This is a genomic window from Amycolatopsis acidiphila, from assembly GCF_021391495.1.
Taxonomy (GTDB): domain Bacteria; phylum Actinomycetota; class Actinomycetes; order Mycobacteriales; family Pseudonocardiaceae; genus Amycolatopsis_E; species Amycolatopsis_E acidiphila.
Genome location: NZ_CP090063.1, coordinates 5128628 through 5144647, shown reverse-complemented (window position 1 = coordinate 5144647; position 16020 = coordinate 5128628). Strand labels below are relative to the sequence as shown.

Genomic DNA, 16020 nt, shown 5'->3' with positions numbered 1-16020 from the left:
AGGAGAGGCAACCATGCCCATCGCCATCGTCGGAGCCGGTCTCGGCGGCCTGGTTCTCGCCCGTGCGCTGCACGTGAACGGCATCGACGCCGTCGTGTACGAACGTGAATCGTCGCGTGGCGCGCGCGGTCAGGGCGGCATGCTCGACATCCACTCCGGGCAGCGGGCGCTGCGCGAGGCCGGTCTGCTCGACCAGTTCCACGCGATTGCCCGTGGTGAAGGCCAGGACCTGCGACTTCTCGAGCCGGACGGCACCCTGCTGCTGCAGGAGGACACGCCCGACGACGCCCCGCTCGATCGGCCCGAGGTCGATCGTGCCGATCTGCGCACCCTGCTGCTGGATGCTCTTCCCGAACACGTGGTGCGCTGGGGGCACGCGTTCGAATCGGCCGACAATGGCGTGCTGCACTTCGCCGACGGCAGCAGTGCGACGTATGACCTGCTGGTCGGTGCCGACGGCGCGGAATCCCGGGTCCGCGCGTTGCTCACCAATGCCCGACCGGCGCACACCGGTCAGAACGTCGTCGAACTCGGCATTCCCGATATCGACCGCACCCACCCCGACCTCGCGGCGATGGTGGGACGCGGTAACTACTGGGTGCTCGGCAACGGACAATCCCTGTCGGCGCAGCGCAACGGCGACGGTCGCGTGCGCGTCTACCTCGGCTTCTACCGGACCGCCGAGGACTGGCTCGTCACCAGCGGGATCCCGTTCGATGATCCAGCCGCCGCGCGGGCGGGCCTGATCGAGGAGTTCGCCGGCTGGGATCCACGGTTCACCGCGCTGATCGCGGCCTGCGACGATACGGTCCTGCCACGGTCGATCACCACCCTCCCGGTCGGCCTGACCTGGCCGTCGACGCCGGACGTCACGCTGCTCGGCGATGCCGCGCACCTGATGCCGCCGGTGGGGCAGGGCGCCAACATGGCGCTGCTCGACGGCGCCCTGCTCGGCCTCGCGCTGGCCGCGGACCCGGACGACTTTCCCGCCGCCGTCAAGGAATACGAACGCGAGATGTTCGAACGCACCAGTGCTGCCGCCCGGATGTCCGCGGGCATGCAGGAATTGCTGGCGTCGCCGGACGCCGGCCGGAAGATGCTCGCATTCCTCGAACCCGGTTGAGGGCAACCGAAACCGTGCCCGGCGACGGCGACACCACCCCTCGCCGGCTGGGGGCCGGAGATCCAAGACCTGTCAGGTCAGCAGGCAGCCCTGTCAGGGCCTGCCCAGGGATCGTCGGTGCGAGCGTCCGGATTCGGATGGATACGCTGGATCCGCATGCCGGAGGAGGTTGCGAGCTGCATGGGTAACGGGCACGCGCCCCGACGGTCTGAGCAGGAGGACAGGCTCGGTTCCGAGTGGGAGACGCATCGACCTGCGGTCTTCGGCGTGGCCTACCGGCTGCTGGGGAGCGTGGCCGATGCCGAGGACGTGGCCCAGGACGTGTGGCTGCGGGCGGCCGGAGCGGATCTGCACGGGGTCGATGACCTGCGGGCCTGGTTGGTCACGGTGGCCGCGCGACGGTCGTACGACATCCTCAAGAGTGCTCGCTCACGCCGAGAAGCCTATGTCGGGCCGTGGCTGCCGGAACCGCTGTTGACGGGGCCGGACGCCTCGGAGCCGGTGCTCGTCGACGAGTCCGTCACTGCGGCGATGCTGCTGATCATGGAGGAGCTGAGCCCGCCGGAGCGGGTGGCCTTCGTCCTGCACGATGTCTTCGGTTTTGAGTTCGGCCGGATCGCGGAAGTGCTGGACGTCTCCGGGCCGGCCGCCCGGCAGCTCGCCTCGCGGGCGCGACGGCGGGTGGCCACGGCGAAGCAGCCCAGTTCGCAGGCACCGAAGGCGGAGCGCGAACGAGTGCTGGCGACCTTCCGCGCCGCCTACGAATCCGGTGACCTGGCCGGCCTGGTCAGGCTCCTGCACCCGGACGCCGTCTACGTCACCGACGGCGGTGGCGAGGTCTCGGCGGCACGCAAGCCCATCCATGGTGGTGAGCGCATTGCCGAGGTGATGGTGCGAGTGGGTCGCCAGTGGCGTCCGGACCACATCGATTTCGTCGAGGTCGGCGGCGAGCTCGCCCTCGTGTTCCACCGTCAGGGCCGCGTCCACTCCGTCGACACGGTGCAGATCACAGACGGTCTGATCACCGCGTACCGCAGGGTCATCAACCCGGACAAACTGTCTCACGTCTGAGCTGTCACACCCGGAGGGGCTACCTCGTCTCCCTGATGACACGAAAACGGGACGACGAAGGAACACGCTCGCGAGCAGGTGTGCCGATCGATCCCCCTCCGAGTAAGGACTGTCATGCAAGCCATCGCTGTCCGGCGGATCGCCGGTGGCATCCTGGCCGTCGCCACGCTGGCCGGGGCCGGCCACCCACCGAAACCCTCACCCCGCTGCTCCAGCAGGCCCTTCCGAATGTGCAAGGCAAGACCTTCACGTCGGTGATCGTCAACCTGCCGCCCGGCGCACGCGCGGCGCCGCACCGGCACGGCGGCGCTTTCGTCTACGCCTACGTTCTCGAAGGCACCGTGCGCAGCCAGCTCGACGACAAACCCGACAGCACATTCCGCCCAGGCGAGAACTGGGTCGAGCAGCCGGGTGCTCACCACGTCCTGACGGAGAACACCAGCTCGACGGACCGGGCCAGGCTCTTGGTCGTCTTCGTCGCCGACACCGGAGCCGAGCTCAAGGTCGACGACCCCCACGGGTAACCCGAAACCGCTACGGCGAAAAATCCCACCGGCCGGTAAGGCCACATGAAAAGAAGCGAAGGAACCGTGACGAACACGCAGCGCGTCAGCATCGACAAGCAGCACCCGGCCGCCTACAAGGCCCTCATCGCCCTGTCCGCGGAGGTGGAGAACAACGCCGCCGCGGCGGGCCTTGACCCGCTTCTGGTCGAGCTGCTGAGGATCCGCACCTCTCAGCTCAACGGCTGCGCGTTCTGCCTGCGCATGCACACCGGTGATGCGCTCAAGAAGGGCGAAAACCCCGACCGGATCGCCGTGCTGCCCGCATGGGGAGAGACCGGCTACTTCTCCGAGACCGACCGCGCCGCCCTGCGCCTGACCGAGGCGATCACCCGTGTGCCGGACGGTCACGTCAGCGACGAGGAGTACGACGCCGCAGCGGCCGCACTCACCGCGGATCAGATTTCGGCTGTCGCGTGGCTGGCCACGGTGATGAACGCCTTCAACCGCGTTGCCATCACCAGCCGGTACCACGTCGCCGGCTGACCTCGCCCACACCGGCGGCGAACCCGCCGTTCTCGGGAAGGACACGGAGACCGGAAAGCCGTGACGCCGGCGGACCCTGCTGGGGTGTGTGGTTGGAAAGGAGAGCGGGGCCCGCCGGCCCTTTCGCGGCGGCCTCGGCCTGTCGACCGGCTTTCGCGTAAACCATTCTCGCCGCCCGTTCCACGCCGGTGCGTCGGTCCGGGCGTGCGAATCCCGGCGCGGAATTCGCCTGCACAGGACGAAGAACTCGTGCCACTCGGTGAGCTGCAACAGTGCTGCCCGCCGGCGCGCGCCCCGGGCCGTCCTGGCTACGGTCGGCACGAGCACGCTGGCTGTCGACCGGTGCTGTTCAGCGCTGTCAACCGCGATCGCGTTTCTTTTTCGCGTTCGCGCGGAGATCCTCGACGGTTGCCGGCCTGCCTGGGAGCTCCGTCTGCGCCGGGCCGCGCAGACCGTCCAGAAATATCTGCAGGTTGCGGTGGGAGAGGTGGTCGATGCTGGTCCACCCTGCGAGCGGCCTGGTGAGTTCGGCAAGTGACATGAGTAAGTCGCTGTAGCTCACGTCGTCGCGCACCTGGCCCGCCTGTTGTGCGGCGCGCACGAGGGCGTCCACACCGGTGGTCACGCGCTTCTTCTGCGTTTCCAGCTCCGGGCTGTTGGCCATGGGGTAGCCGGCGAGCAGCGGACAGAGGACCGTAACCCGGTGCTCGGCCACCGCGTGGACGAACCGGCTGAGCGCCGTGAACGGATCGGACTCCTCGTCGGCGGCACGCTCCGCTTCGTCGGCTGTCTTGGTCATCACGCTCAGGACCACCTCGTGCAGCAGCACGACACGTACTCCGGGGTGATGTTCAACGGGCCGGATCAGCCGTCCGAAGAGTTGGCCGAGCGGACGATCGCCGCGTCGGTTCCGGCGTCGTGAACCGCCCTCGCACTGATCGGCAAGAGTGGCCCCTCGGCTAGGCGATTTCGTGAGGCGCTGGGCAGGCCTGCGACCCGGCCGTTGATCGGGTATAGATCGGGGATGGCTCGCAATGCGTTCGTCCTCGGCGGTGGTGGCGTGCTGGGTGCGGTGGAGGCGGGGATGGCCCGGGCGTTGCTGGAGGCAGGGGTCGTGCCCGACGCGGTGTACGGCACGTCGATCGGCGCGATCAACGGGGCGGCGATCGCGGCCGACCCGACGCCGGCCGGGGCGTCCCGGCTGATCGAGACCTGGGCGGAGCTCGCGGCCGACGCCGTGCTCGGCGGCTCGCTGGTCGGCCGCCTGGTGGAACTCGTGCGCAGTGGTACTTCGTTGCACGACAGCGCCGAGCTGCGCCGACTGCTGGTGAAGCGGCTGCCGGTACGCACGTTCGAGGAGCTGGTGGTCCCCTTCCAGTGCGTCGCGGCCAGCGTCGAGCGGGCGCGCGAGCACTGGTTCAGCTCGGGGGAGCTGGTCGAGGCCGTCCTGGCGTCCTGCGCCCTGCCCGGCGTGTTCCCGCCGGTGGCGATCGGAGACGAGCATTTCCTCGACGGTGGGCTGGTCAACAGCATTCCGCTGGAACGAGCTGTCCGCCACGGCGCCGAGGTCGTCTGGGTTCTGCACGTCGGACGTCTGGAGGAGACCTTGACGGCGCCCCGGTCGCCTTGGCAAGTCGGGTTCGTGGCGTTCGAGATCGCCCGCCGCCACCGGTTCCACACCGATCTCGGCCGGGTGCCGGAGGGAGTGCGGGTACACGTGCTGCCGACCGGTTTTCCCGACCGCAAGGCCGGAACCTGGTCCAACCTGCGCTACCGGGACCCTCGCCGGGTCGCCGGGCGGGCGGAGTCCGGTTACGAGGCCACCCGCGCCTACCTGGCGGCATTGTGATCACCGCACTGCGTCGCGCCGTGATGATCCCGGTCGTCGTGCTGGTGGAGGTGTTCCTGCTGCTCACCGCGCCGCTGTCACTGGCGGTGGCCGGCCTGACCTCGGTGTGCGCCCGGTCGTCGCGGCCGTTGCGCACCGCGCTGCTGGTGCTGGCCTACGCGGGCGTCGAGTTGCGGGTGCTGCGGCGGATCCTGGGTGGCGAACCGGACTGGGACGCGCTGATGTCCGAGGTGATCGACACGATCTACCGCACCCTGCGGCTGGTGCTGGACGTACGGCTGGTGCTGGAAGCGGGTTCGCCGGCGGCGGGGCGGCCGGCCGCCGGGAATCCGGTGATCGTGCTGGCGCGCCACTGCGGCCCCGGTGATTCGCTGTTCATCGCCTGGCTGATCGCGGTGCACTACCGGCTGCGCCTGCACATCGTGCTCAAAGCCTTGCTGCGGCTGGAACCCACGCTCGATCTCGCCGGCGATCACGTGCCGCTGTGCTTCGTCGCGCGCCGCGGGCGTCGGGCGCGGGACGACATCGGCGCGCTGGCGGCGTCACTCTCCCACGGAGACGCCCTGCTGTTGTTTCCCGAGGGTGGGAACTTCAGCCGTCCGCGTTGGCGGCGGGCTGTCGCCGCGTTGTTCGCCGGGGGCGCCCTGGGTGCGGCGCGGCGAGCCCGGCGGCGCACCCACACCCTGCCGCCCCATCGCGGTGGCACCGTCGCGGCGTTGACCAACGCCCCGGGGGCCGACGTGTTGTTGCTGACCCATACCGGTTTCAGTGACGACGGGCGGGACCGGCCGTGGTGGCGTCTTCCCGTGCACCGCACGGTAGTGGTGCGCACGGAACTCATCCCCGCCGCTCAGGTCCCTCGGGAGCCCGAAGCCGCAGGCAGCTGGCTGGAGCATCGGTGGGCGGAGGTGGACGCCTGGGTGGCTGATCACTCCACTGCCCGCTGACCTCCGCCTCCGCAGATCCGCGTGTTCTGCTGCGACCTCGTGACGACCGATCGACAGAACGCCTCAACCCGTGGTGACGCCGGCTTCATGAGCGACGATCGCCACGAGGTTGGGCCGGTGGGAGATCTGGGCATTGGACAGGCCTGCGACTCCGGTGGACGCAGCTTGGCGATCACCCGTGCCGCAACCCCCGGAGAGCACGTCGAATGGCAGGATGCCGTTCTCCCACCCCACTGCAGCTCACGGCCGGGCATCTCTGCAAGTAGCCGCCCTGTGCCTCATCCGTCTCCGGGACATCCCAGCTACGCGGCGATGTTGTCTGCGAGCTGGTCGGCGACGCTGCGAGGTTCGCGGCCGAGGAGTTCGGCCAGTAGCGGGCCGACCCCGGCGAAGCGGCCTTCGCGGGCGGCATGGAATGTCGTGAGCGTCATGCGGGCCATCGCCTCCGGGGTGCCGGCCGCGACCTTGTCCGCGATCCACTGCTCGTCATCCACGACGATGCGCGTGATCTCGTGGCCACTGAGCTGCGAGGCCATGGCGGCCACCTCGTCGAACGTCACGGCCTGACGCGCGGTGAGCGTGACCGGTCCGTCGAACGCACGGTCACCGGCGAGGATGACCGCCGCGGCCTCGGCCGCGTCGGCGCGGTCGGTCCACGACACCGGCCCGTCCGCCGGGGCCGTGATCACACCGGTCTCCTGCCAGGAGCCGAGCAGCCAGCCGAGGCTGTGGGCGTAGAAGCCGTTGCGCAGCGAGGTCCAGGCGATGCCGGAGCCGGCGAGGAGCCGCTCGGTCGCGGCATGGTCGCGTGCCGGGTGGAAGGGACTGTCGGCTCCGGCCCCCTGGTGGCTGGTGTACAGGACGCGCTGGACCCCCGCCGCGACGGCGGCCTCGATGCCGACGCGGTGCAGGCTGACCGCGTCGGCGTGGGGGTCATTGGAGGAGACGAGCAGGACTTGGTCGGCACCTTCGAAAGAGTGGCGCAGTGCGGCTGGGTCCTCATAGGAGCCTTGTCGTACGCGCACGCCGCGGTCTGCGAAATGTCGGGCCCTGGCGATGTCGCGGACGCTGACGCCGATCTGCCCGGCCGGGACGCGCTTGAGGAGGTGCTCGACGGTGGTGCCGTTGAGGGCGCCGGTCGCGCCAGCGACAACGATCATGATCGCGTTCCTTTCGAGCCTGTTCCACGCTCGGTGCGTGCGGGCTTGTTGGGGTGGCCGCGCAGCAGCGGCAGGAGGATGTCGTCGACGAGGTGCTCGACGAAGCGTTCGTCGCAGGTTTCGCCGGCGACGACGATCCGGTGCACGATGACGGCCGGGGCGACCTCGGCGAACAGCTCGGCGGCGTGGGGCGCCAGGCGTTCGCCGCGCTTCACCGCCTCGCGCAGCGGCTGGTCGGTCATCGCCGCCTCGTCCCGCCGCAGAATTCGGCGCATCTCCGCCGCGAGCCCGGGGTCGCTTCGCATGCCGGCGAACAACGCACCAAGCAGCCCGATCTCCTGCTCGGCGATCTGCTCCGCCAGCCACTGCACGAGTGTCAGCAGGTTGCCTCGCAGGCCGCCTGGGCCGACCGCCGGCGGGGAGCTCTGCGAGCGGTACTCCACGGCGGCAGCTACGAGGGCGACCTTGTCGCGGTAGCGGCGGTAGATCGTCGTCTTCGCAACACCGGCGCGGGCGGCGATCGACTCCATGGACAGCTGGTCGTAACCGACCTCCGTCAGCAGAAGAAGTGTCGCGTCGAGGATGGCCACGTCACGGTTCGCGTCGCGCGGCCTGCCGATGGCGGGAGTCTCGTCCGGGCCGGCAGCCCGCGAGCGGCCCGATGTGCTCATCAGCGGACACCCTCTCTACTTCAAATACGCTACGGTCGCGTATTCAAAGTAGACCTGAACGGCGACGTGGTCAACCGGACCACACCTGGGCCGAGCTCGAAATAGTTGCACCCTACGCAACGGTTCATCGTAAAAGTTGCGTGGAGTTCTCCGTGCTCTCTGACGTCGTGAACACAGACCGTCGTCGCCAACGGCATTTCCGGGCTGGCCGGCGTCGAGAACGGCTACGTCAAGAACTACGACAGGGAGACCATCAACGTGTGTAACGGAAGCCTGACCAGGTGTCCCATGTGGACAGTCCTAACTTGTCGCAGTGTCGGCCCTGGGCGGCGATCCCTTCCGGCTTCGCCCCTGAACGTTCGACTTTTCCGGTGGATGTGGGGTCGAGCGCCGCGGCAGGTCGGTAGGGTCGGACTGATGGAGTGGAATTTTCAGGCGGCCGAAGTGCTCGCCGCTGCCTTGCGTGCCGGTGAAGTGACCTCGGTGGAACTGACCGACGAGGCGATCGCTCGTATCGAGCGCGAGGACGGGGCGGTCAACGCGATCTGCGTGCCGGACTTCGACCGTGCGCGGACCGCCGCACGCGGGGCCGACCAGGCGCGCGCCCGCGGCGAGGATCGGCCGCTGCTCGGCATTCCGGTGACGGTCAAGGAGTCCTACAACATCGCCGGCCTGCCCACGACCTGGGGCATGCCGCCGCACCGGAACTATCTGCCGGCCGAGGACGCGGTACAGGTGTCGCGGCTCAAGGCCGCCGGCGCGGTGCTGCTCGGCAAGACCAATGTGCCGTTGGGACTGCAAGATGTACAGAGCTTCAACGAGATCTACGGCACCACCACCAACCCGTGGGATCACGGTCGCACGCCGGGCGGCTCCTCCGGCGGCTCGGCGGCGGCACTGGCGTCCGGGTTCGGCGCGCTGTCCATCGGTTCCGACATCGCCGGTTCGCTGCGCACCCCCGCGCATTTCTGCGGCGTCTACGCACACAAGCCGACACTCGGGCTGGCGGCGAACCGCGGTATGGTGGCGCCGTCCGAGCCGGCCTTGCCGGTCGATCTCGACCTCGCCGTCGTCGGTCCGATGGCGCGCACCGCCCGCGACCTCACGCTCCTGCTCGACGTGATGGCCGGACCGGACCCGCTGACGCTCGGCGTGGCGCACCGTTTGGCACTGCCGCCCGCCCGCCACGAGCGGCTCCGCGACTTCCGGGTCCTGGTCCTCGACGAGCATCCGCTCATTTCGACCGGGTCCGCCGTGCGGGCGGGCGTGAACCGGGTGGCCGCCGCGCTCGTCGACGGCGGCGCCCGCGTCGGACGGCACAGTCCGCTGCTGCCTGATCTGACCGAAGCCGCGACGCTCTACATGCAGTTGCTGGTTTCGGGCTCCGTTGCGCGTTTTCCCATCGAATCGTACGAGCAGCTGCGGACCCGCGCCGCCGGACTGAGCGCGGACGACCAGAGTCTTGACGCCGTGCGGCTGCGCGCCATGGTGTTCGGCCACCGCGACTGGATTGAGGCGAACAACCGCCGCGAGGTCCACCGCCACGGCTGGCGGCAGCTGTTCGCCGAGTTCGACGCCGTGGTGTGCCCGATCACGCCGACGCCCGCGTTCCCGCACGACCACAACCCCAATCCGTTGGAACGGCGCATCGACATCGACGGCGTCGAGTACCCGTACTTCGACCAGCTCGTCTGGGCCGGTGTGGCCACCATGCCCGGCCTGCCCGCCACCGCCATACCGGCGGCCCGGTCCCCCGAGGGCCTGCCGGTGGGGGTGCAGCTCATCGGTCCGATGTTCGAGGACCGCACCCCGCTGCGGCTGGCCGAACTGCTCGAGCAGGAGATCGGCGGCTTCGAGGCACCGAAGTCGGGCGTACTGCCGTCGGCCGGGGACCGCCGCTATCGCTGAAACTTCGCGCCGGAGAGCGGGTTGCGCAGGGCGTATCGGACCGCGTCGGCGCGGGAGTGGAAACCCGCCTTGGCGAACAGGTTGTTGATGTGCGTTTTCACGGTGGCCTCGCTGATCACGAGCTTGGCCGCGATCTCCGGGTTGCGCAGGCCCTCGCCGATCAACCCGAGGATCTCGCGTTCCCGCGCGGTCAGGTCGATGCCGTCGTCCTTGGGCGGCGCGGCGGGCGCCGGCCGGGTGGCGAGGGCGAGCAGGCGGTGCTGCACCTCGGGAGCGAGCACGGTCTGGCCCTGGGCCGCGGTGCGCACGGCGTGCAGGATCGTGGTGCGGTTGGCCTCCTTGGTCAGGTAGCCGCTCGCTCCCGCACGCAGTGCGGCCAGGATCGACTCGTCGTCGTCGAAGGTGGTCAGCACCAGGATGGTGGTGTCCGGTTCGGCGTCGTGGATCCGGCCGGTCGCCTCGACCCCGCCCATGACCGGCATGTTCAGGTCCATCAGCAGGACGTCCGGGTGGTGCCGCTGTACGGCCGCCACGGCTTCCGCGCCATTGGTCGCGGTGGCCACGACGGTCACGTCGTCGGCGAGGTCGAGCATGACCGCGAGCGCTTCCCGGACGGTTGCCTGGTCGTCGACCACGACCAGGGTGATCGTGTTGTCCTCGGTCATCGCGGTAACTCCAGTTCCACGGTCCAGCCGCCGTCGGGTGCGGGTTCGGCACGGAGGGTCCCACCGAGCAGGGCGGTGCGTTCGCGCATGCCGGCGAGGCCGATCCCGGTGCCGCCGGCCAGATCGGTGTGCTGGTGCTCGGTCGCGGGCCCGTTGCGCACGGTCAGCGTGACGTGATCGCCGGTGAACGCCAAGCGCATACTCCGCCGCGCGCCCGGCGCGTACTTGGCCGCGTTGGTCAGCGCCTCCTGCGCCGCACGGACCATCGTGTGCGTCGCCTCGGCGCCCACCTCGCGTGCCCCGCCAGTGATCGCGAAGTCGACCACGTCGTGTTCGGCGAGTTGGCGCAGGATGTCCGGCAGCGGCCGGGTGTCCTCGCGCAGCGCCTGCACCGCGCGGCGGGTCTCGCTGATGCTGTCGACGGCGAGCGCCCTGGCCCTGCGTACGGCGGCGGTCGCCTCGTCCTCGCGGCCGCTGTCGTGCAGCGCGTCGGCCATGTCCAGTTGCAGGGCGATGGCGGACAGCGAGTGGCCGAGCACGTCGTGGATCTCGCGGGCGATGCGGCCGCGTTCCACCAACGCTGCCTCGCGCGCCTCGGATGCCTTGGCGCGGTGGGCCTCCTCGGCCGCGTGCTGGGCGCTGTGCAGGGCTTCGAGCCGGTCGCGATTGGACATTCCGATGTAGACGGGCAGGCCGACGGTCAGTGCCACCCACCACGGCCACTGCGACGTCGTCGGCGACAACAGCTCGACGAGCCAGGTCGTGCCGGCCGCGACGACGGCACCGGCCACGGCGACGCCGATGGCGGCCTTGCGGGAGCCGAGTTTCCCGCCCGCCGCCGCGGCGGCGACGAACGGGAACAGGGACGCGGTCGTCGTCGCGTGCGCGAGCGGCAACAGCAGCGAGCCGAGCACCATGTACGCGGTCATCCCGGCGAGCTGCCGGCGGCTGCTCAGCCGCGTCCACGGGAACACCGCGGCGACCGAGGTGAGGATGAACAGCGGCAGCGCGACCTGCGGGAACACGATGCGGGTGTAGGGCCACTGGACGATCGTGGCGGCGATCGCGACGAACACGAGGAACGGCCCGAGCAGCGCGTCCCGGAAACGTTCGGGTCGCCCCACCGCGTGCTGTTCCTTCGTGGTCATGGTGCCAGGATTCCGATCGTCGTCAACGGTACTGGTTGCCGTCACGGTTGCGCACACCGCGCCGCAGGTCGTCCAGGAACGGGGACATCTGGTGCGGGGCACCGTCCCTGCCCTGGCTCCACATCACGGGGTGATCATGGCGCAGGGCGCGGTAGAGCACGACGAGGCCTTCGGCGAGGATACCGAGCCCGAGGGTGAGCAGCAGGCTGTTGCCGACCGCGCCGGCGTCCTTCGGGTCGATCGCGCCGAGCGTGAGGTTCGCGCCGAACTTGATCGCCAGGTTGACCACCCACAGCACGACCGTGAGTCCGGTGTAGCGGGCGAAGGCGAGGCCGTCGCGCTGGGAGAGGCGGACGCTCGCACCGCGCAGCACGCCGATGGTGACGCCGGCCGCGGCGGTGGCGACCAGGAACAGCAGGGACAGCGGCGTCTTCACCTCGCCGGACAGGTCGGAAAGGCCGATCGCGCTCAGTACGACCGGCAGCACCAGCATCCGCTTGGCCTGCACCGGTTCCCCCAGCACGCGCCGGACCAGTACGTATCCGACCGCTGCCACGATCAGCACGATCTCGACGGGACCGCTCATCTCGACCACCTCCACCCGATGTTGTTCCGATGCCAGAAAACTACGGCTGAGCAGGGCTGATGTCGTGCGGCGAGCGCTGTATCCCCGGGTGGAGAACCGTCTCCACCCGAGTGGAGCCGGCGCGCCGCGCCGTCACCGACCGACCGCCGGCAAGACCTGAGTGGTCGCGGCCGCGCGGGCACGGACGGTCTTGACGTGGTAGTGCGTGAAGGTCGCCGGGACGGCGAACCCGAGGATCTGGACGATGACGCGGACCGGCACGCCGGTGCCGTTGGCCTCGCAGATCAGCGTGACGACCGCGCTCGCCGCGAAACCGCAGGCCCAGACGCTGGTCAGCACGAAGCTGAGGTGGCGGAACGCGGCGGTTTTCCAGACCTCCGGCGTGGTGCGGCGCTTGGCGATACCCAGCGTGAACGGTTGACGCACCAGCAGGCTCACCCCGGCGATCAGCGCCAGCCAGGCCGAGGACAGGCCGCTCTCGTAGGCCTGCACCGGGGAGTGCGGATCGGCGAAGGCGACCGCGGTCAGCGTGGCGAAGAAGGCGATGGTGCCGAAGTCCAGGATCTGCGCGTCGGCGGTCACGCCCGCCCGGCGGTCCCGCACCAGGAAGTAGGCGCTTGTCGCCAATGCGATCAGTGCCGCCCACTGCCAGGCGAAACTCGACACGACGGAGAACACGATCCAGGGGAGAAAGCCTCGCAGGTAGCTCACGACTGCCATTCCTTTCGATCATCGCGAATTTCGGGATTTGGCGGGGAATTTCTTTTACTGCCGATGAAGTTACGGCGCCGTCGGCGGGTCGTCGTGCGGCGCCGGCGGTATTCCGGGTGGAGATATTTCTCCACCCGGGCTACGCTGCCCGTCCGACGACAGCCGCCCGGGGCAGGTCATAGTGTCGACGGCGACGAGGTCGAACGGTGCCGAGCCCGTATGGACGCGGTTTCGGCCCCTATCGAGCCAGTGCGAGAATGCGAGGCTGTCGTGCGTATTGTTGTCGACCTGAATCGCTGCCAAAGTTATGGTCAGTGCGTTTCCGCCGCGTCGGAGGTGTTTCGTTTCCGGGGCAAGGAATCGCTGGAGTACGACCACGTGCCCGATGCGGCGTCGGACGCGGCGGTGCGGCGCGCCGCACTGGCCTGCCCGGTGCAGGCGATCACCCTTGCTACGGCCACCGAGGAGATCTCGCCGACCGAGGCGGCGCACCGATGAACACCTCCGCCGCTGACCGGGTGGTCATCGTGGGGGCGTCGCTGGCCGGCCTGCGCACGGCAGAGGCGTTGCGCCAGAACGGGTTCGCCGGCCGGTTGACGCTGATCGGTGCCGAGCCGCACGAGCCCTACGACCGGCCGCCGCTGTCCAAGACAGTGCTGTCCGGCTGGCTGGGCACCGACCAGGTGCTGCTCCCCAGGACCTGCGATTTGCACGCCGAATGGCTGCTGGGCGTGCCCGCGACCGGACTGGATCCGGCCGCGCGGGAGGTGCGGCTGGCCGATGGCCGCGCGGTCGCGTTCGACCGGCTGGTGCTCGCCACCGGCGCCCGGGCCCGCCGGTGGTCCGATCCGGCCGAGGCGGCGCTGCGCGGCGTGCACCTGCTCCGCGGTCGCGACGACGCGGACCTGCTGCGCGCCGACCTTGCCGAAGCGGTCGAAGCGAACGGCCGGGTGCTCGTGATCGGCGGCGGTTTCACCGGTTCCGAGGTCGCGTCCAGCTGCCGGGACCTCGGCCTGCCGGTCACTGTGACGCAGCGCGGGGCCGCGCCGCTGGCCGGTGCGCTGGGCGAGGTGGTCGGTTCCGCGATCGGCGAGCGGCAGCAGGCGCACGGCATCGACCTGCGGGTCCGCACCACCGTGCGCCGCCTGGAAGGGGACGCGTCCGGCCGGTTGCGCCGGGCCAGGCTGTCCGACGGGTCGGCGCTGGACGTCCGGGTCGCGGTGGTGGCTGTCGGCTCGGTGCGCGACACCGGGTGGCTGCGCGGCAGCGGTCTGACCGCGGACGAGCGGGGCGTGTCGTGTGACGCGGCGTGCCGCGCGCTGGACGCGGAGGACAGGGTGGTGGACGGCGTGTACGTGGCCGGCGACGTTGCCCGCTGGCGGCATCCCCGGTTCGACACCGGCCCGGTCTCGTTCGAACACTGGGGCAACGCCGTCGACCAGGCCGAAACCGTCGCGCACAACATGATGTCCGAGGACGTCCGCGAGAACGACGCGCTGCCGGCGTTCTGGTCCGACCAGTTCGGGCTGAACATCAAGGCGGTCGGCATGCCCGCCGTCGCCGACCAGGTGGTGCTCGCCCAGGGCTCGTTCGAGCACGGCCCGTTCGTCGCCGTCTACGGCCGCACCGGGGTGACCGTGGGCGCGGTCGCGGTCAACTCACCGCGCGTACTGGACGGCTACGCCGCGCTGGTCACCGAGCGGGCGCCGTTCCCACCCGTGATCGACGCCTTGCGCAGCCCCGGCCGCATGGTCCCCGTCGACTCGCGAATCCCGCACCCGGTACAGGAACTCGTCACCGTCCTGGAAGGACAGTCATGACCGTCGCCACGAACTACCCCGCCGCCACCGCGTACCGCCGGATCCTCGACCCGGCCAACCGGCACAATCCCTATCCGTACTTCGCCGAGCTGTGCCGGGTGCCGGTTCAGCGGCTGGACGCGGACACCTGGCTGGTCAGCAGCCACGAGGCGATCACCCGGCTGCTGCGCGACCCGAGGATGAGCGTGCAGGACCGCGACATCGACACCACCGACGCGCCGCTCGGCTCGGACGGCGAGCCGGTCACCGGGCCGTTCCTGTTCCGCGACCCGCCGCACCACGACTCGCTGCGCGAACAGACCATGTACCGGTTCGCGCCGCGCATCATGGGCCTGCGCCCGAACATCGAGATGCTGGTGACCGGACTGCTGGACAAGCGGCTCAGCGACCAGCCAGGCCAGCTGGACGTGGTGGCCGAGCTGGCGTACCCGCTGCCGGTCGGCGTGATCTGCGAACTGCTGGGCGTGCCGCCGGAGGAGGAGCCGGTGTTCCACTCCTTCGCCGGCAGGCTGACCAAAGCACTGGACCCCGAGGAAACCCTGACCGAGCAGGAGATCACCGAGCTGGCGGTGACCCGGCGCGAGTGGCGCGAATACCTGATGCCGATGATCGCGCAGCGCATCGAGCACCCCGGTCCCGACCTGATCTCCGCGCTGCTCACCGATGGCGACCCGTCGACCCGGATGACCCTGGTGGAACTGGGCATCACGCTGGGCATGCTGCTCATCGCCGGGCACGAGACCACGGTCAACCTCGTCGCCAACGGGACGCTGGCGCTGCTGCGCCATCCCGAGGCGCTGGCCAGGTTGCGCACCGACCCGGAGCTGGCGGCGGCCGTGGTGGAGGAGGTCCTGCGCTACGACCCGCCGGTGCAGCTGACCGGCCGCCGGGCGACCGCGGACATCGAGCTGGACGGCCACACCATCCGCGCCGGCGAACACGTCTCACTGCTGCTGGCCGCCGGCAACCGCGACCCTCGCCGGTTCGCCGACCCGGACGCCTTCTGGCCGGAACGTCCGAACAACGCGCACCTCGCCTTCGGCGGCGGCGTGCACTACTGCTTCGGCGCCGCACTGGCCCGGATGGAGGCACAGGTCGCGCTCACCGTCATCGTCACCCGCCTGGACAACCCGCGCCTGGTCGACGACCCGCCGCCGTACCGACCGAACATGCTGTTGCGCGGACCCGAGCAGCTTCGCGTCGCCCACGACGGCATCACCGGGTGACCCCGGCGCACACGATGCCCGGGGCGGTTCCTCGACCTGACGTCGCTGCCAGGTTTCAGCCGAGCACGACCGTGCCGCACCGCGAT

Annotated in this window: 17 protein-coding genes; 10 read left to right on the top strand and 7 right to left on the bottom strand. The window is 70.1% G+C overall.

The window, feature by feature from the left end; translation table 11 throughout:
* Positions 1 to 13 precede the first annotated feature (13 nt).
* The 4 genes from LWP59_RS25170 to LWP59_RS25155 all read left to right on the top strand — a co-directional run bounded on the left by LWP59_RS25170 (position 14) and on the right by LWP59_RS25155 (position 3243).
* Positions 14 to 1123 carry an FAD-dependent oxidoreductase gene (locus LWP59_RS25170; protein WP_144633919.1) on the top strand — a complete coding sequence of 370 codons (1110 nt, stop codon included), beginning with the start codon at positions 14 to 16 and terminating at the stop codon, positions 1121 to 1123.
* Between the two features lie 156 nt (positions 1124 to 1279).
* Positions 1280 to 2194, top strand: a complete 915-nt coding sequence (gene sigJ / locus LWP59_RS25165; protein ID WP_229858009.1) for an RNA polymerase sigma factor SigJ — start codon at positions 1280 to 1282, stop codon at positions 2192 to 2194.
* Between the two features lie 35 nt (positions 2195 to 2229).
* Complete coding sequence (locus tag LWP59_RS40460) at positions 2230 to 2718, top strand: cupin domain-containing protein (protein WP_144633922.1); 489 nt, start codon at positions 2230 to 2232, stop codon at positions 2716 to 2718.
* Positions 2719 to 2784: 66 nt separating this feature from the next.
* The gene (locus LWP59_RS25155; RefSeq protein ID WP_144633925.1) at positions 2785 to 3243 is read left to right on the top strand and encodes a carboxymuconolactone decarboxylase family protein; all 459 of its coding nucleotides are present in this window, start codon (positions 2785 to 2787) and stop codon (positions 3241 to 3243) included.
* A gap of 358 nt (positions 3244 to 3601) precedes the next feature.
* On the opposite strand, the gene LWP59_RS25150 is transcribed toward LWP59_RS25155, so the two are convergent.
* Complete coding sequence (locus LWP59_RS25150; protein WP_144633928.1) at positions 3602 to 4072, bottom strand: SbtR family transcriptional regulator; 471 nt, start codon at positions 4070 to 4072, stop codon at positions 3602 to 3604.
* A gap of 195 nt (positions 4073 to 4267) precedes the next feature.
* Between LWP59_RS25150 and LWP59_RS25145 the strand changes: the two genes are divergently transcribed.
* Entirely contained in the window at positions 4268 to 5092 is an 825-nt protein-coding gene (locus tag LWP59_RS25145; protein ID WP_144633931.1) for a patatin-like phospholipase family protein, read from the top strand.
* Positions 5089 to 6039, top strand: a complete 951-nt coding sequence (locus tag LWP59_RS25140) for a 1-acyl-sn-glycerol-3-phosphate acyltransferase (protein WP_222425432.1) — start codon at positions 5089 to 5091, stop codon at positions 6037 to 6039. Before LWP59_RS25145 ends, LWP59_RS25140 begins: the two co-directional genes overlap by 4 nt.
* Positions 6040 to 6341: 302 nt before the next feature.
* Here the strand turns inward: LWP59_RS25140 and LWP59_RS25135 are convergent, their stop codons facing one another.
* Positions 6342 to 7199, bottom strand: a complete 858-nt coding sequence (locus LWP59_RS25135; RefSeq protein WP_144633934.1) for an SDR family oxidoreductase — start codon at positions 7197 to 7199, stop codon at positions 6342 to 6344.
* Entirely contained in the window at positions 7196 to 7870 is a 675-nt protein-coding gene (locus LWP59_RS25130; protein WP_144633937.1) for a TetR/AcrR family transcriptional regulator, read from the bottom strand. Before LWP59_RS25130 ends, LWP59_RS25135 begins: the two co-directional genes overlap by 4 nt.
* Before the next feature lie 417 nt (positions 7871 to 8287).
* On the opposite strand from LWP59_RS25130, the gene LWP59_RS25125 reads away from it, so the two are divergent.
* Positions 8288 to 9778, top strand: a complete 1491-nt coding sequence (locus LWP59_RS25125; protein ID WP_144633940.1) for an amidase — start codon at positions 8288 to 8290, stop codon at positions 9776 to 9778.
* On the opposite strand, the gene LWP59_RS25120 is transcribed toward LWP59_RS25125, so the two are convergent.
* From LWP59_RS25120 to LWP59_RS25105, 4 genes are all read right to left on the bottom strand, one after another.
* On the bottom strand, positions 9769 to 10443 hold the full coding sequence (locus tag LWP59_RS25120; protein ID WP_144633942.1) for a response regulator: 675 nt from the start codon (positions 10441 to 10443) through the stop codon (positions 9769 to 9771). The two genes, LWP59_RS25125 and LWP59_RS25120, sit on opposite strands and share 10 nt — an antisense overlap.
* Complete coding sequence (locus LWP59_RS25115; protein ID WP_144633945.1) at positions 10440 to 11591, bottom strand: sensor histidine kinase; 1152 nt, start codon at positions 11589 to 11591, stop codon at positions 10440 to 10442. The genes LWP59_RS25120 and LWP59_RS25115 overlap by 4 nt, the downstream gene beginning before the upstream one ends.
* Before the next feature lie 22 nt (positions 11592 to 11613).
* Entirely contained in the window at positions 11614 to 12177 is a 564-nt protein-coding gene (locus LWP59_RS25110; protein ID WP_144633948.1) for a DUF1453 family protein, read from the bottom strand.
* A 132-nt stretch (positions 12178 to 12309) separates the two neighbouring features.
* Positions 12310 to 12888: a hypothetical protein gene (locus tag LWP59_RS25105; RefSeq protein WP_144633952.1), complete on the bottom strand. Its 579-nt coding sequence runs from the start codon at positions 12886 to 12888 to the stop codon at positions 12310 to 12312.
* Between the two features lie 270 nt (positions 12889 to 13158).
* Between LWP59_RS25105 and LWP59_RS25100 the strand changes: the two genes are divergently transcribed.
* Genes LWP59_RS25100 through LWP59_RS25090 form a run of 3 tightly spaced genes read left to right on the top strand, consistent with a single transcriptional unit; the run spans position 13159 to position 15934 of the window.
* Positions 13159 to 13386 carry a ferredoxin gene (locus LWP59_RS25100; protein WP_144633955.1) on the top strand — a complete coding sequence of 76 codons (228 nt, stop codon included), beginning with the start codon at positions 13159 to 13161 and terminating at the stop codon, positions 13384 to 13386.
* Positions 13383 to 14708, top strand: coding sequence for an NAD(P)/FAD-dependent oxidoreductase (locus LWP59_RS25095; protein WP_144633958.1), 1326 nt, complete (start codon positions 13383 to 13385; stop codon positions 14706 to 14708). The genes LWP59_RS25100 and LWP59_RS25095 overlap by 4 nt, the downstream gene beginning before the upstream one ends.
* A complete protein-coding gene (locus tag LWP59_RS25090) occupies positions 14705 to 15934 on the top strand; it encodes a cytochrome P450 (protein WP_144633961.1) in 1230 nt (409 codons plus the stop codon). The genes LWP59_RS25095 and LWP59_RS25090 overlap by 4 nt, the downstream gene beginning before the upstream one ends.
* The last annotated feature ends 86 nt before the right edge of the window (positions 15935 to 16020 follow it).